We start from the raw sequence: 21093 nt of genomic DNA, 5'->3' as shown, positions 1-21093 counted from the left end.
GAAAAACCTCCCCTTCCTGTGTCTGGCCCGCTTATTCGGCAGCGAGCTTCTGGCTGGTCGCGCCCGAGGCGGACATCACCGCCTTGACGATGTTGTGATAGCCGGTGCAGCGGCAGATATTGCCCTTCAGATGATGGCGAACCTCGTCCTCGGTCGGATGCGGGTTCTCGGCCAGCAGCGCGGCCGAGGCCATCACCATGCCGGGCGTGCAAAAGCCGCATTGCAGCCCGTGGTTGTCCTGAAACGCCTGCTGGATCACCGACAGCGAACCGTCGGGATTGGCCATGCCTTCGATGGTGGTGACGGTTTTGCCCGCCACGTCCTGCGCCAGAACCGTGCAGCTTTTCACCGGCTGGCCATCGACATGGACCGTGCAGGCGCCGCATTGCGTGGTGTCGCAGCCGACATGGGTGCCGGTCAGCCCCAGCCCCTCGCGCAGAAAGCTGGACAGCAGCGTGCGCCCTTCCGTTTCGGCAGACATCGCCTTGCCGTTCACGGTCATCGTGACTTTCATGAATACCCTCCCTGGTCCCTGTTCCGGCTCAGCGCACGATCATGCGCTTGAACCAGCCCTTCTTTGCGGGCGCCTCGCCCTCGGCGCCGACGGCCACCGCCTCGGGTTCCTCGCCTTCGGCCGGGCCTTCGACCGCGGACTGGAAGCGTTCGAAGAACTGATCCGCCATCTTGCGCGAAAAGCCGTCGATGATCCGGCTGCCCAGTTGCGCCAGCTTGCCGCCCACATGCATGTCGACATCATAAGACAGCAGCGTGCCGCCTTCGGCCGCAGCCATCGCAACCTTGGCCGAGCCCCGCGCAAAGCCGGCAGCGCCCCCCTTGCCCTCGCCCGAGATGGTCAGCCCCTGCCCCGGCACGATGTCCGACAGCGTCACATGGCCGGTAAAGCGCGCCTTCACCGGGCCCACCTTCTGGACCACCGTCGCCTCGTATCCGTCATCGGGATTGCCCGACAGGCTTTCGCATCCCGGGATGCAGACGCGCAGCACCTCGGGGTCTAGGATCGCCGCCCAGACGGTTGCGGGATCGGCGTCGATAGTTCTCTGATCGGCAAGTTGCATGAGTTTCCCCCTCGTTGGCCGAAGCTTAGGGCGAAATGCGGCGGTGCGGCTATATGACCTTGGTCGCAGTGTCGCGGGCGGCGCCTAAAGCGCGCCCAGAAACTGCTCAAGCACGCGGGCGTCGATCGGCTTCTGGATCAGGCGGATGCCCTCATCGGCGCATTGGGCGGCCACTTCGGGGCGGCGGGCGGCGGTGACGATGCAGGCGGGCACAGGCCCATGCCGACCGCGCAGGGCGCGGATGAACTCGACCCCGGTCATGCCTGCGCCAAGCTGTTGATCGACAAGAAAGAAATCGGGCAGAATGCCGATTTCCTCGATCAGATCCAACGCCTCCTCGCCCGAGGGGGCATCCAGCACGCTGACGCCCCACTTTTCCAGCAACAGCCCCATGGCCTGCCGCAGATCGTCGTCATTCTCGACCAGAAAGGCGATCTTGTCCTGCACCGCCACCTTGGCCTGCGCGCGGACTGCGGGCGTGCCCGCCGCGGGCAGGATGGCAGGGCTTTCCGCACGCGGCACCTGCACCATGAAACAGGTGCCGCGCCCGATTTCCGACCGCAGACCCAGAGGATGCCCCAGCAGCCCGCAGGCCCGCTCGACAATGGCAAGGCCAAGACCCATCCCTTCCGATGCCGAGGCGGGCGCGTTCAGGCGGTGAAACTCTTTGAAAATCTCTTCCTGATCGGCTTCGGCAATGCCGGGCCCGGTATCCCAGACCTCCAGCCGGACCACCCCACGCCGGCGCCGTGCCCCTACCAGCACCCGGCCCCGCACGGTATAGCGGATCGCATTGCCGATCAGATTTTGCAGGATGCGCCGCAGATAGGTCGGATCAGAGGCCACCAGAACGCCCGAGGGCACCACGACAAGCCGCAGCCCCTTGGCCGCCGCCATCGGCGCGAATTCGTCGCGCAACTGCGCCATCAGCCGATCCAGCCGCACCGGCTGCACCGAGACCGCCGCCCGCCCCGATTCCAGCTTTGAGATATCCAGCAGCGCACCCAGAATCCCTTCGACCGAATCCAGCGCGTTCTGCGCCTTGGCCAGTGCCTCGCGGCTGGCGGGCGCCACCGCCTCGTCGCCAATGCTGGCGATGAACAGCTTGGCCGCCGAAAGGGGCTGCAACAGGTCGTGGCTGGCCGCCGCCACAAAGCGCGAGCGCGAGGCATTGGCCCGTTCGGCATGGGCCAGCGCATCTTCCAGTTCCAGTGTGCGCGCCATGACCCTCGCCTCCAGCGTCTCGTTCGCGCGGGACAGCGCCTCGATTGCCGCGCGTTCGGCGGTGACGTCGGTAAAGCTCATCACGAAGCCACGGTCGGGCATTTCCTGCGCGAAGCCGTCAAGGATCACATCCGCGCCGCGGCGCATCTCGAACGACAGCGGCGCGCGGTCATGGCGGGCTTGAACCCAAAGCTCAAGCGTTTCGGCATCCATGCCCTCGCCAAAGGCGATCTCATGGGCAAAGCGTTCCATCAGATAGCCGAAACTGACGCCCATCCGAAACCGGTTCATCGGGATCGCCAGCAGCGTGCCCAACCGCTGGTTCCAGCCCACCAGCCGGCCTTCGGCATCGAAGATGCAGACGCCCTGATTGATGTGATCCAGCGTGGCGCGGATCACGCGGGCCTGATCGTCCAGCATCTTGCCGCGTTCCAGCCGTTCCAGCCGGATCAGGTCGGTGACATCGGTCTGAAGGATCACCGTGCCGCCATCGGCGGTGCGGTGTTCCGACACCTGCAACCAGCGGTCCCAGATCAGCCGGACGTTGAAGATCACATGCCGGTCGTAATGGCGGCGCTTGCGGCGGATTGCCCAATCCTCGGGGGTTTCGGCCTCGGGCAGCGCCAGATAGCGCGAGCGGCTGACCCGGTCGATATAGGTGCCAAAGGTCAGGCCGGGTTTCAGATCGTCCTGCACATCCAGCATGTGCATCCCGAAGCGCGAATTGCACAGCACCAGCACATCGTCGGCATCGAACAGGGCAAAACCTTCCTGCACCGTCTCGATGGCATTGGCGAGGTTCTGGCGCGCTTCCTCGGCGGCGCGGGTGGCTTCGGCGAGACGCTCGTTCGAATGGTTCAACAGATTCAGCGTGCGTTCCAGATCGGCGGTGCGTTCGCGCACCTGATCTTCCAGCATCGCGGCGCGCTGGAACTGGGCATAGGCCGCGCCGCCATCGTCGGTCGTGCGTTCCACCCGCGCCATCAGCGCGCTGACGATTTCCAGCAGCTTGTCGCGCTGCCGTTCCGGCGGGTCCGCGGGGTCGATCAGCGCCAGCGTCATGGCGCCTCGGGGGGATAGATCGCGACGCCGGTCATGGTCTGGTTGACATGCATCCCGTTCAACTGCTCGCCATAGGTGGAAAAGCCCACCACCCGATGCTGGCGCAGCAGGCCCGACACGGCACCGATGCTTTGGCGGTCCGTCGCCTCCATCCGGCGCAACACGCAATCGCAGGCAAGGATCGCCGCCGGCGCCCGGTCACGTCCAAGGTCAGACAGCTCGCCAGTCAGATGCCGGACCAGATCCTGCGGTTCGGCCAATGTCAGAACCAGACCCTCGTCGATGGCGGAAAAGAAGATCAGATCGCCATTCGGCGCCACCTCTCGGATCGCGCGGACATGGTGCTTGCCCCCCACCCGCACCACCACCGGATGGGCGGCAAAGGTGAAACTGTCCAACTGGCCCGGATCCTTGCCCAGCAACCGGGCATATTCGCGCGCCGCAGGCTCGGCGTTGATGCGTCGGACGATGCGGCGGGCGGGATCGGCCTTGGTCACCACCATGCGGCGGTCGGTGGCCCGGAAATGGTCCAGATTGAACACCCGCACCGGGCAATCGGTGCGCACCAGCGCCAGCACGGCGGCATCGCGCAGAACCTCGGCGCCATGCAGGATGAAGGTTTCGCGGAACCGCACCCCGTCGGCCGCCGATCCGCCGAACAGCGGCACCGGCCCCAGCCCCGCAGCCAGCGCCGAGACCAGCTCATCCTCGCGGATCGACAGGCCGTCGACCATCAGAAAGGCAAATTCGTGCCCCCAGTCCGGCCGGCTGCGCGCCAGTGCCGCGCGTTCGCGGATCAGCCGGCCGATCAGCGCCTCGCGGTCCAGCCGGGCCAGATCCGCGATCAGCACCGGCGCCACCGCGAAGTGATCGGCCGTCAGGGCCACGGCCACCACCTCGCCCTCGGTATAGCCTTCGGCGCTGATCTCGCCTGCGGTGGTGCAGCCGATCACCGGCAACCCGGGAAAGGCCGCGCCCAAGGCGTCAGCCAGCGCGTGGATGTCAGCGGCGGGCGAAACAAACAGGATCACCAGCGCGAACGGCCCCGCACCCAAGCACGCCGCCAACCGCGCCGCCAGATCGGACGCATCGGCCGGCGCGTGGGCGCTGGCCAGTATGGTGCGCGCAGCCGCGTTGCGATCCTGACGCATGGTCATCGCCATCCCCCCCCCCCTGCGCGGAACCCTAATCGAGCGTCCGCGCAGCTGGCAAGCCATCCCGCATCAGCCGTTTTCGGGCATCAGGCTGGCAAAGCTGGCCTCTTGCACCATCAGCACCGCCTGAGTGCGGCTTTGCACGCCCAGCTTGCGCATGATGGCGGTGACATGGGCCTTTACCGTCGTTTCCGCGATCGTCAGATCATAGGCGATCTGCTTGTTCAGTCGCCCCTCGCAGATCAGTTGCAGGATCTTGGCCTGCTGCCGGGTCAGCAGCGCAAGGCGGGCGATCGCCTCTTCGCGCTGGCTGGCGGGGGCGGCGGGATCGGTCTGGGGGGTGAAGCCCTCGGGGGTGAAGCCGCGCCCCTCGCGCACGGCCTCGAAGGCGGCACGGAACACCTCGCGCCGGGAATGTTTCGGCACGAAGCCCGCCGCCCCCGCCTTGATCGCAGCCCCGATCACCCGGTTGTCGGCCAGCGAGGATACCACCACCACCGGCACCGCCCCCGCGCTGGCCTTCAGCCGGATCAACCCATCCAGCCCGTTCACATCCGGCAGGTTCAGATCCAGCACCAGCACATCGAAGGCCGGTTGCAGATCCAGCCGCGCCAGCGCCGTTTCCAGCCGGTCGGCGGTCTCGATGTAAGTGATCCCCGCCACCGCCTTCAGCGTCATGGACAGCGCGTCGCAAAACAGCGGATGGTCGTCGATGATCAGCGCAGAGTGCAGCGGGCGGGAAGCGTCGGTCATGGCAAGCCTTCTCGTCTTTTCACGAAGCTAACACCGCCCCCCGCCCCGGCAACCCGGCCAAAGGTCGGATCAGGTCACAACGTCGGGCTCGGTTCGGCCGGTATGGCGGGCAATTCCCGCGATCTCATGCGCGGCGGCGATCACCGGCGCCAGCGCCTGCTGCGGATCAAGGTCCAGCCCCTCGGGCCCCGGGGCGTAGCGTTCCAGATAAAGCCGCAGGGTCGCGCCCTCGGTTCCGGTGCCCGACAGGCGCAGGACGATCCGGCTGCCGTCCTGAAACAGGATGCGGATGCCCTGACGGCGACTGACCGAGCCATCGACCGGATCAAGATATTCGAAATCGTCGGCCTCGGCCACCCGCAGGTGGCCGTTGAAGGCCAGCCCGCCAAGGCCCGCGAGTTTTCCGCGCAACTCGTCCATCATCGCGTCGGCGGCGGCGCTGTCGATCGCTTCGAAATCGTGGCGGGAATAGTAGTTGCGGCCGAACTTCCGCCAATGGTCTTCCAGAATGTCGCGCACGCCCTCGGCCCGGACGGCCAGAATGTTCAGCCACAGCAGCACCGCCCACAGCCCGTCCTTTTCGCGCACATGGTCGGACCCGGTGCCGAAGCTTTCCTCGCCGCAGATCGTGGCGCGGCCGGCGTCCAGCAGATTACCGAAGAACTTCCAGCCGGTAGGGGTCTCGAACTCTTCGATCCCCAGCGCCTGCGCCACCCGATCCGCCGCGGCCGAGGTGGGCATCGACCGCGCCACCCCTTTCAGCCCCGCGGCATAGCCCGGCGCCAGATGCGCATTGGCCGCCAGCACCGCCAGACTGTCCGAAGGCGAGACATAGATCCCGCGCCCCACCACCATGTTGCGGTCGCCGTCCCCGTCCGAGGCAGCGCCGAAATCAGGCGCCAAGGGGGCGAACATCTCATCCATCAGCGCCTTGGCCCATGTCGGATTGGGGTCGGGATGCATCCCGCCAAAGTCTGGCAGAGGCGTGCCGTTGACCACCGTTCTCTGCCCCGCGCCAAGGCGGTTTTCCAGAATCTCGGTCGCGTAAGGCCCTGTAATCGCGCACATCGCATCGAAGCGCATCCGGAAACCGCTGGCAAACAGGGCCCGGATCGCCGCAAAGTCGAAAAGCTTTTCCATCAGCGCGGCGTAATCGGCCACCGGGTCCACCACCTCGACCGTCATCGCGCCCATTTGCGTGGTGCCGATCACCGACAGGTCGACATCCTGCGCCTCAAGCATGCGGTAAGCGGAAATGTTTTTCGTAGCCAGAAAGATCGCTTCGGTCACCGCTTCGGGCGCGGGTCCGCCGTTGGGCATGTTGAACTTGACGCCGAAATCCTCGGTCGGGCCGCCGGGGTTGTGGCTGGCCGACATGATGATCCCGCCATCGGTGCCGCGCAGCCGGATCAGATGCGAGGCGGCCGGCGTCGACAGCAGCGCGCCCTGCCCCACGATCACCCGCGCCGCGCCATTGGCCGCGGCCATGCGCAGGATCACCTGCGCCGCGCGGTCGTTGAAATAGCGCCCGTCCCCGCCCAGCACGAAACACTTGCCCTCGGCCCCGCCGATGGCATCAAAGATCGCCTGCACGAAGTTTTCCAGATAATGCCGCTGCATGAAGACCGGGGTCTTCTTGCGCAGCCCCGATGTGCCGGGCTTCTGGTCGGCAAAGGGGGTGGTCGATACGGTGGTGACGGTCATCCTGTTTCTCCGGTTGGCGCCGGCACAAAGACCAGCACGGATTGCGCCGGGGCTTCAAGCCCCCCGCGAAAGGGTTCGGGCGCGGCGTCAGGCCGCGTGGTGTCCAGCACCAGCAGCCAGTCGCGGGCGGTCTCGGGCAGCACCAGCCGCACCGCCTCGCCGGCGTTCAGCACGATGAAGACGGGGCTTTCGCCGCTATCGGGCCGGTCGGCATCGCCGCGGATCTCAAGCCCGATGCAGCGGAACCGCGGCGAGTGCCAGTCATGCGGTCCGGGCGATTGCCCGTCGGGCCGGCGCCAGATCACATCGGCCAGCCCGTCCGAAGGCCGCGGCCGACCATGCAGGAACCCTTTCTGCCGCAGCACCGGCAGGCTTTTGCGCAAAGCAGACAGCCGCGCGACAAAGGCCGCCAGCGCCTGATCCGCGGCGGGCCAGTCGACCCAGCCGATCGGATTGTCCTGACAATAGGCGTTGTTGTTGCCGCCCTGCCCGTTGCCGATCTCGTCCCCCGCCAACAGCATCGGCGTGCCCTGCGAGACAAACAGCGTCGCCAGCAGGTTGCGCCGCCGCAAGGCGCGTGCGGCAAGGATCGCGGGGGCGTCGGTCGCGCCTTCGACGCCCATGTTGTCGGAATGGTTGTCGTCGTGGCCGTCGCGATTGCCCTCGCCATTGGCCTCGTTGTGCTTGCGGGCGTGGCTGACCAGATCCAGCAGGGTAAAGCCGTCATGCGCGGTCAGAAGGTTCACCGAACTGGTGGCCGGACGCGAGCCATGGTCGAACCGCTCGGCCGAGCCCAGCAGCCTGCGCGCCAGCTCCGCCGTCACCCCGGCGTCACCCCGCCAGAACCGGCGCACATCGTCGCGGAAGCGGTCGTTCCATTCCAGAAACGGATGCGGAAAGCCGCCCAGCCGATAGCCGCCCGGCCCCAGATCCCAGGGTTCCGCAATCAGCTTGACCCGCGCCAGCACCGGATCCTGCCGGATCGCGTCAAGGAACGCGGCCGAGGCGTCGAACCCCTCGCCATCGCGCCCCAGAACCGAGGCCAGATCGAAGCGGAAGCCATCGACATGCATCACCTCGACCCAGTAGCGCAAGCTGTCCATCACCATCCGCAGCACCATCGGATGGCCCAGATCCAGCGTGTTGCCGGTTCCGGTGTGGTTGGCGTAGCGCCGCCCACCCTCGGTCAGGCGGTAATAGCTGCGGTTGTCGATGCCGCGGAAGGACAGCGTCGGGCCAAGCTCGTCCCCCTCGCCGGAATGGTTGTAGACCACATCCAGGATCACCTCGATCCCGGCGGCATGAAAGCGGCGCACCATCGCCGCGAATTCCCAAAGTGCGCCCTTTGACAGAAAGCGCGGCTCTGGCGCGAAAAAGCCGATGGTCTGATAACCCCAGTAATTCGTCAGGCCCCGGTTGACCAGAAAACGGTCATCCAGAAACGCCTGAACCGGCAAAAGCTCCACCGCCGTCACGCCCAGCTTTGTCAGATGCTCGATCACCGGGTCCGAGGCGAGACCCAGGAACGTGCCGCGCAGCCCATCCTCGACCCCCGGATGCCGCATGGTCAGCCCGCGCACATGCGCCTCGTAGATCAGCGTCTCGGTCAGCGGATGGTCGGGCGGCGCATCCGGCCCCCAGGCAAAGGTCTCGCCCACCACGACCGATTTCGGCACCGCAAAGGCACTGTCACGGCTGTCGAACGACAGATCCGCGCGCGAACTGCCCACCCGATAGCCCATCACCGCATCCGACCAGCGCAGCCGCCCCTCGATCCTGCGGGCATAGGGGTCAAGCAGCAGCTTGTTCGGATTGAAGCGATGCCCCTCTTCGGGACGATAGGGGCCATGCACCCGGTAGCCGTAAAGCTGGCCCGGCAACGCCCCGTTCAGCCGCAGATGCCAGATGTCGCCATCCCTCTCGGTCATCGGCAGGCGTTGCACCTCATGCCGCCCATCGGCCGAGAACAGGCAAAGCTCCACCCGTTCGGCATGGGCCGAGAACAGCGCGAAATTCACCCCCTCGCCGTCGAAACTCGCGCCCAGCGGCCAAGGCCGGCCGGGCACGGGGGCGATGCCGGCAAGCCCGCAGGCCACAGCGGCTGTCACGCCAGCAGTTCCCGGTAAAGCGCGGCATAGCGCGCGGCCGAGGTCTCCCAGCCCACCGGATGCTTCATCGCGTTCCTCTGCACCTTCTCCCAGGCAGCAGGATCGGCGTGAAGATGCAAAAGCCGCCGCAACGCTTCGGCAAAGGCCGGCGGCTCGGCCGGATGAAAGGTGATGCCGGTGGCGCAACCCGCCGCCATCGCCGCCGGATTGGCATTGATGATCGTGTCGGCCAACCCCCCGGTCAACGCCACCACCGGAACCGTGCCATAACGCAAGCCATACATCTGCGTCAGTCCGCACGGCTCGAACCGCGATGGCACCAACACCGCATCGCCGCCGGCAAACATCAGATGTGACAACCCCTCGTCATAGCCGATCCGCACACCCACCCGGCCGGGAAAGCGAACCTCCAGCTCGCGCATCGCATCCTCCAAGGGGGCGTCCCCGGTGCCCAGCACCGCAAGACCGCCCCCCTGCGCGATGAAATCGGGCAAGACCTGCGGGATCAGATCGATCCCCTTCTGATAGGTCAAACGGCTGACCAGAATCGCCAGCGGCCCGGGAACATGCAGCTTGAACGCGCCCTCCAGAACCGCCCGACTGTCAGCCTTGCGCTTCAACGTGCGGGCCGAGAACGGTCGCTCCTCGGCCTCGGGCGACCAGATGTCGGTATCCACCCCGTTCAGAATGCCGGTGACACTGGGCGCCCGCGCCGCGATGACCCCCTGTAACCCCATCCCGAACTCGGGCCGCATCAGCTCGCAGGCATAGGTCGGCGAAACGGTGGTGATATGATCCGCCGTCACCAACCCCGCCTTCAGAGACGACAATCCGCCGTAATATTCCAGCGCCGCGGGATGAAACTCATCCATGGGCAAACGCAACTCGGACAGCAGCGCCGCCGGCGCCCAGCCCTGAAAGGCGATGTTGTGCACCGTCAGAACCGAGCGTACCCCGACATTGCCGCCATAGGCCAGATAGGCCGGCGCAAACCCCGCCTGCCAGTCATGCGCATGAAGAATGTCGGGCCGCCAGCCATCCGCCAACCCCTCGCGCGCGATCCGCGCCGCCACCCAGGACAGCGCTGCAAACCGCTGCGCATTGTCACCCCAATCGCCCCAGGGCCCGGCATAAGGCCCGCCCTCGCGGTCATAAAGATGCGGCGCATCCAGCAGCAGAATCCGCCGCCCGGCGACCTCGCCCGCCATCACCCGGCCCGGCCCCCCGAACAAGGCCTCCTCCACCAGAACCTGCTCCATCCCCTCCAGCCGCCAACATAGCGACCGATAACAGGGCATCAGAACCCGCATCTCCCAGCCCTCGGCGGCCAGCGCCCCGGGAAGCGCACCGACCACATCGGCCAGCCCCCCCGTCTTCAACAGCGGCACACATTCCGAGGCCACCGACAACACCCGCCCCCGTGCAGCGTCCATCCCAAGACTGTCCTTCATTCTGGCCCAAATATCCCGCGGGGGTGCGGGGGCGCGAAGCCCCCGCTCCTCGGCGTCAACCCAGCGCCCGCGCCCGGGCGTCCAGCATGTCCTGCGTCACCAGCACGATCCCGGCGTCCGATCGGCGGAACCAGCGCGCATCCTCGTCAGGCTCGCGCCCGATCACCAGCCCGTCGGGGATGAACACCCCCCGGTCCAGCACACAGTTGCGCAGATCCGAATTTCGCCCCACCGTCACCTGCGGCAAGGCCACCACATGCGACAGCATCGAATAACTGTGCGTCCGGCAGCCGGTGAACAGCAGCGAATTGCGGATCTCGCTGCCCGAGACGATGCAATCCCCCGACACCAGTGACGAGACCGCCATGCCCCGCCGGCCGTCATTGTCATGTACGAATTTCGCCGGCGGCACGATCTGCGAATAGGTCCAGATCGGCCATTCGCGGTCATAAAGATCCAGTTTCGGCACGAAATCGGTCAGGTCGATATTGGCCTGCCAGAATGCGTCAATCGTGCCCACATCGCGCCAGTAGGGTTCGGTCTCCAGCCCGCTCATCACGCAACTGTCGGCAAAGCGATGTGCCATCGCCTTGCCGTTCTTCACGATCGCGGGAATGAGGTCATGGCCGAAATCGTGGCTGGAATTGGGATCTTCGGCGTCGCGGATCAGCAGGTCGCGCAGGAAGGCCCAGTCGAAGACATAAATCCCCATCGAGGCCAGCGAATTGCCCTCATCCCCCGGAATGCCCGGCGGATCGGCGGGCTTTTCCAGAAAGTCGGTGATGCGCAGGTTTTCGTCGACATGCATGACGCCAAAGGCCGTGGCCTCGGCGCGCGGCACCGTCAGACAGCCGATGGTGACATCGGCGCAGGTCTCGACATGCTGGCGCAGCATGATCTCGTAATCCATCTTGTAGACGTGATCGCCCGCAAGAATGATGACATATTTGATGTCATAGCTGTCGACGATATCGATGTTCTGCGTCACCGCATCGGCGGTGCCGAGATACCATTTGTGTTCATCCACCCGCTGGCTGGCCGGCAGGATGTCGAGATATTCGTTGCGCTCTTCGCGGAAGAAGTTCCAGCCGCGCTGGATATGGCGGATCAGGCTGTGGGCCTTGTATTGCGTGGCAATCGCCATCTTGCGGATGCCGGAATTCAGCGCATTCGACAGCGCGAAATCGATGATCCGGCTTTTGCCGCCGAAATAGACCGCGGGCTTGGCGCGGGTGTTGGTCAGTTCCTTCAGCCGGCTGCCCCGTCCCCCTGCCAGAACGAAGGCCATGGCCTGATTGGTCAGCCTCATGGGGGCTCTCTTGTTCATTCCATCCTCCCGTTGCGGCGGGTTTTTCCCGCCTGACAGTCCCGCTCGATCCGGGCGGACTCGGGGGTCCGAGAGTCAGCCCTGCCTGAAGATCACCGTAGACAGCGGCGGCAGCGTGACAAGGGCCGATTGCTGTTGTCCGTGCCAGCCGGTGGCGTCCGTAACGACGCAGCCACCGTTGCCAAGGTTCCAGCCGCCATAGATTTCGGCATCGGTGTTCAGCACCTCGTCCCAGCGCCCCGGCGCGGGAAAACCCAGCCGCATCTGACGCGCGACGGGGGTGAAGTTCATCGCCGCCACCACCATCGGCTCGTCCACCCGCCCGCGGCGCACGAACGCATAGACCGAGTGATCGGCGTCATTCGCTTCCAGCCAGATGAAGCCTTCCGGCCGTGCGTCATTGCGATGCAGCGCCGGCGTCGTGCGGTAAAGGTGGTTCAGATCGCGCACCAGCGTCTGAACGCCGCGGTGCAGCGGATGGTCCAGCAGGTGCCAGTCAAGGCTGGCGTCATGGGTCCATTCGCGACCTTGCGCAAACTCGCAGCCCATGAACATGAGCTTCTTGCCCGGATGCGTCCACATATATCCGTAATAGGCCCGCAGATTGGCAAATTTCTCCGCGCCCTCGCCCGGCATCTTGCCCAGCATCGAGCCCTTGCCATGCACCACCTCGTCATGGCTGATCGGCAGGATATAGTTTTCCGACCATGCGTAATGCAGGCTGAAAGTCATCTGATGGTGATGATGGCGTCGGTAGACCGGGTCTTTCGCCATGTAATCAAGGCTGTCGTTCATCCAGCCCATGTTCCACTTGAAGCCGAAGCCAAGCCCGCCCTGATGCACCGGGCGCGACACGCCCGGAAAGGCGGTGCTTTCCTCGGCCACCGTCATCACGCCCGGGCTTTCGGCATAGGCGGTGGCATTGACACGGCGCAAAAGCTCGATCGCCTCGTAATTCTCGCGACCGCCATCCTTGTTGGGCACCCATTCGCCATCCTTGCGCGAATAGTCGCGATACAGCATCGAGGCCACCGCATCCACCCGCAGCCCGTCGATATGGTATTCCTCAAGCCAGTAAAGCGCGTTCGAGGTCAGGTAATTCGCAACCTCGACCCGGCCATAGTTGTAGATCAGGGTGTTCCAGTCCTGATGGAACCCCTCGCGCGGGTCGGCGTGTTCGTAAAGCGCCGTGCCGTCGAACCGGCCAAGTCCGTGCGGATCGGTGGGAAAATGCCCCGGCACCCAGTCGATCAGCACGCCAAGGCCGCGGCGATGCGCGGCATCCACCAGCGCGCGGAACTCGGCCGGGGTGCCGTGGCGGATGGTCGGCGCGAACATTCCCACCGGCTGATAGCCCCACGATCCGTCGAACGGATGTTCGGAAACCGGCATCAGCTCGATATGGGTGAAGCCCATCCAGCAGGCGTAATCGACCAGCTGTTCGGCGGCCTCAAGCCAGGACAGCATCCGCCCGCCTTCAGCCCGGCGCCAGCTTCCCAGATGCACCTCATAGATCGAGACCGGCGCCTCGATCGACTGCCGCGCCGCGCGGGTGGCCATCCAGTCACCGTCGGCCCATTCCGCCCCCGAAATGTCGCGCACGACCGAGGCCGTCCGCGGCGGATGTTCCGAGCCGAAACCGACCGGATCGGCCTTCAGCGGCAGGATCTGCCCGCCCGGGCCGCGGATCTCGTATTTGTAGGCCGCCCCCTCGGCCACGCCGGGCAGAAAGATTTCCCACACGCCGGTCGCGCCCCGTCGGCGCATCGGGTGCCGGCGGCCGTCCCAGATGTTGAAATCCCCCACCACCGAGACCCGTTCGGCATTGGGCGCCCAGACCGCGAACCGCGTGCCGGCCACACCTTCATGGATGACCGGACGGGCGCCCAGCACCTGCCAGAGCCGGCGGTGGGTGCCCTCGCCCAGCAGATATTCGTCGATCTCGCCCAGAACGGGACCAAAGCGGTAGGGGTCGTCGAACTCCCACACCACGCCATGACCTTCGGCGCGCAAGCGGTAGGGCTCGCGCGCGGTCATCCGGGCGGCGAACAGGCCCGGACAATCCGGCACGGGGGTGGCCGGAACCTCGGCTCCGGCCAGAACCGTCAACCGATCGGCGCCCGGCACGAAGGCGGTCAGCACGAAGCCCCGCCCCCGCCCGTGCAGCCCCAGAACCGAGAAGGGATCGCCATGCGCCCCCGTGATGATGGCCTGTGCGACACGGGGATCGACAAGCGTTTCCGGGGCCTTGGACATGATACCTCTAGCGTTGCAGGGCCGACTCGACGCCCCAGATATCCTGCATGTAACCACGGATCGTCCGGTCCGACGAGAAGAAGCCGGAGCGCGCGGTGTTCAGCGCCGCCATCCGCTGCCACCGGCTGCGGTCGTGGTAGGCGGTGTCGACCTCGGCCTGCGCGGCGCGGAACGCCTCGAAATCGGACGCCACAAGGAAATAGTCGTGGTGCCAGACCCGGTGCACAAGGCCATGGTAACGATCGGGCTGGTCGGGGCTGAACTGGCCCTCGGCGATGGCCTGCAACACATCCTTCATCGCCCGGCTGTCCTCGATCGCCTTGCGGGCATGGTCGGGATCTTCGCGCCGCTTCATCACCTCTTCGGCGGTCAGGCCGAACAGGAAAAAGTTGTCCGCCCCCACTTCGTGCAGGATCTCGACATTGGCGCCGTCGAGCGTGCCGATGGTCGGCGCGCCGTTCATCATGAACTTCATGTTGCCGGTGCCCGAGGCTTCCTTGCCCGCGGTCGAGATCTGTTCCGACAGATCCGCCGCCGGCACCAGACGCTCGGCCATCGAGACGTTGTAGTTCGCGGGATAGACCACCTTCAGCAGATCGCCCACCACCGGGTCAGAGTTGATGACCGCGCCGACATCGTTGATGAGATGGATGATTTCCTTGGCCACCGCATAGCCCGGTGCCGACTTGCCGCCGAAGATCTTGACCCGCGGCACCCAGCCGGCGCCCGGATTGGCCCGGATCGCCTGCCAGCGCGCGATGGTTTCCAGGATGTTCAGAAGCTGACGCTTGTATTCGTGGATGCGCTTCACCTGCACGTCGAACAGCGCATCGGGGCTGACCTTCAGCCCGCAGTCCGCCGTGATCCAGTTTGCAAGCTGCACCTTGTTCTGCCGCTTAGCCGCGTCGAAGGCGCCAAGGAAGGCCGCATCCGTCACATGCGCCTCAAGCCCTTTCAGCCGGTCAAGGTCGTCCTCCCAACCCTCGCCGATGGTGTCGGTGATCAGCGCCGACAACGGCGCATTCGCCATCCGCAGCCAGCGCCGCGGGGTGACGCCGTTGGTCTGGTTGATGATCCGGCCGGGATGAAGCCGGTTCAGTTCGGGAAACAGGTTCTTCTTGACCAGATCGGTATGCAGCGCCGAGACGCCGTTGACCTTGTGCGCCATGATGAAGGCCAACTCGCCCATCCGCACCTCGTGATGTTTCACGATGCCGACATAATGCGGCCGCGCCGGGTAGCTGCGGCGGTGCCAGCCGTCGATGCGTTCCACGATCTGCATGTGGCGCGGCAGCACGTTGCCGAAGGTGAAGGTGGCCCAGCGTTCCAGCGCCTCGGGCAGAAGGGTGTGGTTGGTATAGCCAAGGCAGGCCTGCGCGATCGGCAGCGCCTCGTCGAAGGGCAGGCCGTTCTCGTCGATCAGAAGCCGGATCAGCTCTGGCCCGGCAATCGCGGGATGGGTGTCGTTCATCTGGATCGCGACATGGTTCGGCAGCGCACGCAGGTCGTGCTTGCCCGCCTTGAAGCGGCGCAGGATGTCCTGAAGCGCGGCCGATGTCAGGAAGAATTCCTGTTTCAGACGCAACTCCTTGCCCTGATAGGTGGTGTCGTCGGGGTAAAGCACGCGCGAAAGCGTGCGCGCCAGCGTCTCGGGTTCGGCCGCGGCGGTGTAATCGCCCCGGTTGAAGCGTTCCAGATCGAACAGCGTCGTGGGCTTGGCCCCCCACAGCCGCAGCGTGTTGGCCCAGCGGCCCTGCCAGCCCACCACCGGCGTGTCATGCGCCGTGGCCTGAACCGTCTCGGCCGGCACCCAGTGGTCGCGGCCGTCGCGGGTTTCGACATGGCCCTTGAAGCCCACGGTATAGGCGGCCTCGGGGCGGTCGAACTCCCACGGGTTGCGCAGGGTCAGCCAGTCTTCCGGGGTTTCCACCTGCTGGCCGCCTTCGAACCGCTGGCGGAACAGGCCATGTTCATAGCGGATGCCATAGCCATAGGCCGGGCAGCCCAGCGTCGCCATCGATTCCATGAAACAGGCCGCCAACCGGCCAAGCCCGCCATTGCCCAGTGCGGCGTCGGGTTCGTTGCCGACGATCGCCTTGAAATCCTGTCCAAGTTCGGCCATCGCGCGCTCGGCCATGTCATGCAGGCCAAGGTTGATCGTGGCGTCTTCAAGGATGCGCCCGATCAGGAATTCCATCGACAGGTAATAGACCCGCTTGCGGCCCTCGTCCCATGTCCGGCGGGTCGAGGCGAACCACGGCTCCATGATCCGGTCGCGGATCGCGTAAGACAGCGCCATGCGCCAGTCATACAGGCTGGCATGTGCCGCGTCCTTGCCCAGCGTGAAGGTCAGGTGGCGCAGCACATCGGTCTTCAGGACGTTCGGGGTCAGGCTTTGGTCGTTCAAGGGCGGGTGTCCGTTTCAAGGGTCCGGCACGGGCGCCGGACGGCATCGGTCGGTGGTGATTTGACCTGCGCTCCGCCGCCGGTCAAGCGGGCAGGATCGCACTGTGCCCGCCGCGGAACGGGGTCACAAGGTTGCGGGCTGACGTCGGTCCATTCGTTCGACATATGCATTCCGCGCTGCTTTCACGAGGCCATGCAAGGAATTTGCCAACATGGTGCCTGATCGCGATCCAAGCCGCTGCCATTGTCCCTTGATGCCGCGCGGTCGCGCCTTGCGCGCCCATCCCCCGCAGCAGGCCGGCGCCGATGCCGCGAAATCTGCGCCGATGCCGCCAAAACGGGCGCTTTTCCCCGATCCGGCACGGTTCAGGGCAGCCATGGAAGGGCTGCGACAAATTGCTTGTGCTGGATATGACTTTTCCTCTCCCCCGCGGGGCGGATCATCTGGATCATGTTGGCGCGGATGCCATGGGGATTCGCGGCGAAGGATTCACCGGCAAAGGCAGGCACATGCGATTGACCACCCGCACCAATCTGGCGATGCGCACGCTGATGTTCTGCGCGATCAACGATGGCCGCGTCGTCCGCAAGGCCGAGGTGGCGGCGGCCTGCAACGCATCGGAAAACCATCTGGCGCAGGTCATTCACGGGCTGGCGCAGAAGGGCTTTCTGCGCACCGTGCGCGGGCGTTGCGGCGGGCTGGCGCTGGGGCGGCCGGCGGAAAAGATCGTGGTGGGCGATGTGTTCCGAACCTTTGAATCGAACCTGCCCTTTACCGAGTGTTTCTCGAAAAAGGAAAACACCTGCCCGCTGACGCCATCCTGCCGGCTGAAATGCGCGCTCAACGATGCGCTGGCGGCGTTCTATGGCTCGCTTGACAAGCTGTCACTGCGCGACATGGTGCAGGAAAACACCGAACTTGAAGATCTGCTGAAGGTCGCCTGACCGCGACACCGCGCCGATTTTCCGGCTTGCGTCAGGCCGATGGCCCATGGGGCGGCCCGCCCGTCCGGTGGCAGCAGCCGGGCGCCAGCCCTTCAAGGATCGGACAATCGGGCCGGTCGTCGCCCGCGCAGGCCTGCACCAGATGTGACAGCGTGGCCTGCATCGCCTGGAGTTCGGCGATCTTGTCGGAGATCCGGACAAGGTGGCGTTCGGCCAACTGCTTCACGTCGGCGCTGGCGCGGGCGCGGTCCTCCCACAGCGCCAGCAGCGTGCGGCATTCCTCGATGGTGAAGCCAAGCGAGCGGGCCCGGCCCAGAAAACCCAGCTTGTGCAGATCGGCATCGCGGAACCTGCGGTAGCCGTTCGGGCCGCGCAGCGGGCGCACAAGGCCGATGTCCTCGTAATAGCGGATGGTCTTGGCCGGCAGGCCGGAACGGGCGGCCGCTTCCTTGATGTTCATGGGCGCACCTTTTCCGGGCCGATGCGGCGCAGCCGCAAGGCATTGGTCAACACAAAGACCGACGAAAACGCCATCGCGCCCGCCGCCAGCATCGGCGACAGCATCGGCCCGCCGAAGGGCGCCAGCACCCCCGCCGCCACCGGGATCAGCGCCACATTGTAGCCAAAGGCCCAGGCCAGATTCTGGCGGATGTTGCGCATGGTGCGCCGCGACAGCGCGACCGCCGTCGCCACCCCCATCGGATCGCCCGAGATCAGCACCACATCGGCCGCCTCGATCGCCACATCGGTGCCGGTGCCGATGGCCACGCCCACATCCGCCGCCGCCAGCGCCGGCGCGTCGTTGATCCCGTCGCCCACGAAAGCCACCCGGCCCATGCGGGCGACCTCGTCCAGCTTGCCGCTGGGCAGCACGCCGGCATGAATGTCGGTGATCCCCAACTCGGCCCCGATGGCCCGCGCCACCCCCGGCGCATCGCCCGTGACCATGGCCGAGGGCAACCCAAGCGCCGACAGCCCCGCCACCGCCGCCCGCGCCGTGGGCTTTACCCGGTCGGCCACCGCCAGAAGCCCGGCAAGCCGGCCCCCTGCCGCGACAAAGACCGGCGTGCGCCCCTGCCCGGCCAACTGGTCGGCCGCCGCCGCCAGCGGGGCAAGATCGATCCCGGCCATCATCCGCGCGCTACCCACCCGCACCGGCTGCCCCTCGACCAGCGCCTCGGCGCCATGACCGGCCGAGGCCACAAAGCCCGTCGCCTCGGGCAGCGCGATCCCCTTTGCCGCCCGCAGGATCGCGCCGGCCAGCGGATGTTCCGACCGCGCCTCGACCGCGGCGGCAAGGCGCAGCAGCGTGTCGGCATCAAAGCCGTTGACCGGACGGATGTCGGTCACCTGCGGGCGGCCCTCGGTCAGGGTGCCGGTCTTGTCGAAGGCCACCCGCTCGACCTCGGCCAGCCGTTGCAGCGCATCGCCCTTGCGAAACAACACCCCCAGTTCCGCCGCGCGCCCCGTCGCCACCATGATCGAGACCGGCGTGGCCAGCCCCATCGCGCAGGGACAGGCGATGATCAGCACCGACACCCCCGCCACCAGCGCCGCACCCAGACCGGGGCCAAGCGCCAGCCAGACCAGCACCGTCAGCCCAGCCGCCGCCATCACCGCCGGCACGAACCACAGCGTGATCCGATCGACCAGCGCCTGCACCGGCAACTTGGCGCCCTGCGCCTCTTCGACCATGGCGATGATGCGGGCCAGAACGGTTTCGGCGCCGACCTTGGTCGCCCGCATCACCAGCGCGCCGCGGCCGTTCATGCTGCCGCCCACCAGCACGGCGCCGGCCGTCTTGGCCACCGGCAGCGGCTCGCCGGTCAACATGCTTTCATCGACCGCGCTTTCGCCCGAGACGACCACACCATCCAGCGGGATACGCTCGCCCGGCCGGATATGCAGCACGGCACCCGAGGTGATACTCTCGATCGGCACTTCGATCAGCGCGCCCTCGCGCTCGATGCGGGCGGTGCGGGGCTGAAGCCGCATCAGACTGGCAATCGCCGCACCGGCCTGCCCGCGTGCCCGCGCCTCCATCACCCGGCCTGTCAGGATCAGCACGACGATCACCGCCGCGGCCTCGAAATAGACCGCGCGCTGGCCTTCGGGCAGCAGGGCGGGCGCAAAGGTGGCCACGGTGGAAAAGGCCCAGGCCGCCAGCGTGCCCACCGCGACAAGGCTGTTCATGTCCGGCGCCCCGCGGCGCAATACCGGCAGGCCCTTCAGGAAGAACCGCCGCCCCGGCCCCGCCAGAACCAGCGTCGCCAGCACGAACTGCACCATCCAGAAGGCGTCGGTGCCGATGGTCGCCGCGATCCAGTGGTGCAGCGCCGGGATCAGATGGCCGCCCATCTCGACCAGAACCACCGGCAGCGCCAGCACCGCCGCCACCAGCGCATCGCGCTTCAGCCGGCGGTAATCCTCGGCACGGCGGTCGGGCGCCTGACTGTCCAGCGGCGCGGAGGCAAAGCCCGCGCGCGTCACCGCCTGCACCAGCGCCTGCGCGGTGACCGCACCTTCCCACGCCACGACCTGCGCGCGGCGGCTGGCAAGGTTCGCGCTGGCCGAGACCACGCCCGGCTGCGCCGCCAGCACCCGTTCCACCCGCCCGGTGCAGGCCGCGCAGGTCATGCCCTCGACCGACAGCGTCACCCGTTCCTGCCGCGCGGGATAGCCCGCCCGCGCCAGCGCCTCGGCCAGCGCGCCCGGCGTCGCGGGGGCGGCATAGCGGATCTCGGCGCTTTCGTCGGCAAGGCTGACCCGGGCCTCGGCCACCCCCGGAACGGCGCTCAGGGCGCGTTCGGTCCGCGCCACGCACGAGGCGCAACTCATCCCCTCGGGGCGCAGGCGCAGCGAGTTCAGGCCGGCAGGCGGGGCGTTCGGCGTCATGGCGATCTCCTTCAAGGGGAAGATGGGCCCTCCCGACACTGGAAGGTCAAGGCCCGCGCGAAACTTTCGCGTGAGGCTTGACCTTCCCGCACGGGAAGCCCCTCATCTGAGCGGAAAAGGAGACCACCATGACCCGACTTTCCATTCCCGACATGTCCTGCGGCCATTGCCGCGCCGCGATTCAGGGGGCGCTGGCCCCGTTGCCGGGCTTCGACGGCATCAGCTTCGATCAGGAGGCCCGCACCGCCACTGTCGAAGGCACCATCCCCGCGGCAATGCTGATCTCGGCGCTTGATGTGATCGGCTTTCCCGCATCGGTGATCGACTGAGGCCGGACACGGCTTGCGGGCGCAATTCGGACAGGGCGTGACAAATCTGACGCAATGTCCGGCGACTTCGGTATTCGGCGGCATACAATCTTCTTGCCCGACTCGGGGATGAAGCATACACAAAGGGGAATGTGTCATCTTGCCGCCATCGCACCCGCCCAAGGCGCTGCATGGCGGGGGGATACAGACCGACGCAGACAGACTTTGTAACCCGTAGCCCGACCCGGAGCAGTCACATGGCCAAGGAAGCCTCGATCCCGCAACCGCAACAAGGCACCGCGCCGGCCTCGTCCCAGATGGGCGGCGCCGAAACCGTGCGCCAGCCCGTGCCCGCGCGGCCGGTGTTCAACGACTGGGCCTCGATCTGATCGGTCGCGGCGGCAGTTCGACATGAAAAAGGCCG

Annotated in this window: 16 protein-coding genes; 3 read left to right on the top strand and 13 right to left on the bottom strand. The window is 66.5% G+C overall.

The genetic code is table 11. From position 1 onward, the window contains the following. Positions 1–31: 31 nt before the first annotated feature. From CRO07_RS09140 to CRO07_RS09090, 11 genes are all read right to left on the bottom strand, one after another. Complete coding sequence (locus tag CRO07_RS09140; RefSeq protein WP_097030390.1) at positions 32–514, bottom strand: (2Fe-2S)-binding protein; 483 nt, start codon at positions 512–514, stop codon at positions 32–34. Between the two features lie 28 nt (positions 515–542). Further along, positions 543–1076: an SRPBCC family protein gene (locus tag CRO07_RS09135; RefSeq protein ID WP_097030389.1), complete on the bottom strand. Its 534-nt coding sequence runs from the start codon at positions 1074–1076 to the stop codon at positions 543–545. Between the two features lie 84 nt (positions 1077–1160). Then, positions 1161–3362 (bottom strand): hybrid sensor histidine kinase/response regulator, encoded by a 2202-nt coding sequence (locus CRO07_RS09130; RefSeq protein WP_097030388.1) that lies wholly within the window; start codon positions 3360–3362, stop codon positions 1161–1163. Then, positions 3359–4525 (bottom strand): FIST N-terminal domain-containing protein, encoded by a 1167-nt coding sequence (locus CRO07_RS09125; protein ID WP_097030387.1) that lies wholly within the window; start codon positions 4523–4525, stop codon positions 3359–3361. The genes CRO07_RS09130 and CRO07_RS09125 overlap by 4 nt, the downstream gene beginning before the upstream one ends. 60 nt (positions 4526–4585) lie before the next feature. Beyond that, the gene (locus CRO07_RS09120) at positions 4586–5269 is read right to left on the bottom strand and encodes a response regulator transcription factor (protein WP_097030386.1); all 684 of its coding nucleotides are present in this window, start codon (positions 5267–5269) and stop codon (positions 4586–4588) included. Positions 5270–5338: 69 nt separating this feature from the next. Continuing rightward, positions 5339–6973, bottom strand: a complete 1635-nt coding sequence (locus CRO07_RS09115) for an alpha-D-glucose phosphate-specific phosphoglucomutase (protein ID WP_097030385.1) — start codon at positions 6971–6973, stop codon at positions 5339–5341. Beyond that, positions 6970–9081 (bottom strand): glycogen debranching protein GlgX, encoded by a 2112-nt coding sequence (glgX, locus tag CRO07_RS09110; protein WP_097030384.1) that lies wholly within the window; start codon positions 9079–9081, stop codon positions 6970–6972. Before glgX ends, CRO07_RS09115 begins: the two co-directional genes overlap by 4 nt. Further along, positions 9078–10514: a glycogen synthase GlgA gene (gene glgA / locus CRO07_RS09105; protein ID WP_097030383.1), complete on the bottom strand. Its 1437-nt coding sequence runs from the start codon at positions 10512–10514 to the stop codon at positions 9078–9080. The genes glgX and glgA overlap by 4 nt, the downstream gene beginning before the upstream one ends. A gap of 73 nt (positions 10515–10587) precedes the next feature. Next, entirely contained in the window at positions 10588–11859 is a 1272-nt protein-coding gene (gene glgC / locus CRO07_RS09100; protein WP_097030382.1) for a glucose-1-phosphate adenylyltransferase, read from the bottom strand. Between the two features lie 75 nt (positions 11860–11934). Then, positions 11935–14115: a 1,4-alpha-glucan branching protein GlgB gene (glgB, locus tag CRO07_RS09095; RefSeq protein ID WP_097030381.1), complete on the bottom strand. Its 2181-nt coding sequence runs from the start codon at positions 14113–14115 to the stop codon at positions 11935–11937. A 7-nt stretch (positions 14116–14122) separates the two neighbouring features. Further along, complete coding sequence (locus CRO07_RS09090) at positions 14123–16522, bottom strand: glycogen/starch/alpha-glucan phosphorylase (RefSeq protein ID WP_097030380.1); 2400 nt, start codon at positions 16520–16522, stop codon at positions 14123–14125. A 509-nt stretch (positions 16523–17031) separates the two neighbouring features. On the opposite strand from CRO07_RS09090, the gene CRO07_RS09085 reads away from it, so the two are divergent. Further along, positions 17032–17466, top strand: a complete 435-nt coding sequence (locus CRO07_RS09085; protein WP_097030431.1) for an Rrf2 family transcriptional regulator — start codon at positions 17032–17034, stop codon at positions 17464–17466. A gap of 31 nt (positions 17467–17497) precedes the next feature. Here CRO07_RS09085 and cueR read toward each other — a convergent pair whose 3' ends face one another. Both cueR and CRO07_RS09075 read right to left on the bottom strand, forming a co-directional pair. Then, a complete protein-coding gene (gene cueR / locus CRO07_RS09080) occupies positions 17498–17926 on the bottom strand; it encodes a Cu(I)-responsive transcriptional regulator (protein ID WP_097030379.1) in 429 nt (142 codons plus the stop codon). Further along, positions 17923–20361, bottom strand: a complete 2439-nt coding sequence (locus tag CRO07_RS09075) for a heavy metal translocating P-type ATPase (protein ID WP_097030378.1) — start codon at positions 20359–20361, stop codon at positions 17923–17925. Before CRO07_RS09075 ends, cueR begins: the two co-directional genes overlap by 4 nt. 128 nt (positions 20362–20489) lie before the next feature. Here CRO07_RS09075 and CRO07_RS09070 point away from each other — a divergent pair, with 128 nt between their 5' ends. Both CRO07_RS09070 and CRO07_RS19315 read left to right on the top strand, forming a co-directional pair. Beyond that, positions 20490–20690 carry a heavy-metal-associated domain-containing protein gene (locus tag CRO07_RS09070; RefSeq protein WP_097030377.1) on the top strand — a complete coding sequence of 67 codons (201 nt, stop codon included), beginning with the start codon at positions 20490–20492 and terminating at the stop codon, positions 20688–20690. 236 nt (positions 20691–20926) lie between these two features. Continuing rightward, positions 20927–21058 (top strand): hypothetical protein, encoded by a 132-nt coding sequence (locus tag CRO07_RS19315; RefSeq protein ID WP_097030376.1) that lies wholly within the window; start codon positions 20927–20929, stop codon positions 21056–21058. The last annotated feature ends 35 nt before the right edge of the window (positions 21059–21093 follow it).

Origin of the sequence: Cereibacter ovatus (assembly GCF_900207575.1) — a bacterium.
Lineage (GTDB): Bacteria > Pseudomonadota > Alphaproteobacteria > Rhodobacterales > Rhodobacteraceae > Cereibacter_A > Cereibacter_A ovatus.
The sequence above is the reverse complement of the archived record's forward strand: the minus strand, read 5'-3'. Positions and strand labels throughout refer to the sequence as shown.

What these genes read in the sequence shown, in the direction of transcription:
- CRO07_RS09140 (WP_097030390.1), bottom strand. Translation starts at nt 514, where the DNA reads ATGAAAGTCACGATGACCGTGAACGGCAAGGCGATGTCTGCCGAAACG.
- CRO07_RS09135 (WP_097030389.1), bottom strand. Translation starts at nt 1,076, where the DNA reads ATGCAACTTGCCGATCAGAGAACTATCGACGCCGATCCCGCAACCGTC.
- CRO07_RS09130 (WP_097030388.1), bottom strand. Translation starts at nt 3,362, where the DNA reads ATGACGCTGGCGCTGATCGACCCCGCGGACCCGCCGGAACGGCAGCGC.
- CRO07_RS09125 (WP_097030387.1), bottom strand. Translation starts at nt 4,525, where the DNA reads ATGGCGATGACCATGCGTCAGGATCGCAACGCGGCTGCGCGCACCATA.
- CRO07_RS09120 (WP_097030386.1), bottom strand. Translation starts at nt 5,269, where the DNA reads ATGACCGACGCTTCCCGCCCGCTGCACTCTGCGCTGATCATCGACGAC.
- CRO07_RS09115 (WP_097030385.1), bottom strand. Translation starts at nt 6,973, where the DNA reads ATGACCGTCACCACCGTATCGACCACCCCCTTTGCCGACCAGAAGCCC.
- glgA (WP_097030383.1), bottom strand. Translation starts at nt 10,514, where the DNA reads ATGGACGCTGCACGGGGGCGGGTGTTGTCGGTGGCCTCGGAATGTGTG.
- glgC (WP_097030382.1), bottom strand. Translation starts at nt 11,859, where the DNA reads ATGAACAAGAGAGCCCCCATGAGGCTGACCAATCAGGCCATGGCCTTC.
- glgB (WP_097030381.1), bottom strand. Translation starts at nt 14,115, where the DNA reads ATGTCCAAGGCCCCGGAAACGCTTGTCGATCCCCGTGTCGCACAGGCC.
- CRO07_RS09085 (WP_097030431.1), top strand. Translation starts at nt 17,032, where the DNA reads ATGCGATTGACCACCCGCACCAATCTGGCGATGCGCACGCTGATGTTC.
- cueR (WP_097030379.1), bottom strand. Translation starts at nt 17,926, where the DNA reads ATGAACATCAAGGAAGCGGCCGCCCGTTCCGGCCTGCCGGCCAAGACC.
- CRO07_RS09075 (WP_097030378.1), bottom strand. Translation starts at nt 20,361, where the DNA reads ATGACGCCGAACGCCCCGCCTGCCGGCCTGAACTCGCTGCGCCTGCGC.
- CRO07_RS09070 (WP_097030377.1), top strand. Translation starts at nt 20,490, where the DNA reads ATGACCCGACTTTCCATTCCCGACATGTCCTGCGGCCATTGCCGCGCC.
- CRO07_RS19315 (WP_097030376.1), top strand. Translation starts at nt 20,927, where the DNA reads ATGGCCAAGGAAGCCTCGATCCCGCAACCGCAACAAGGCACCGCGCCG.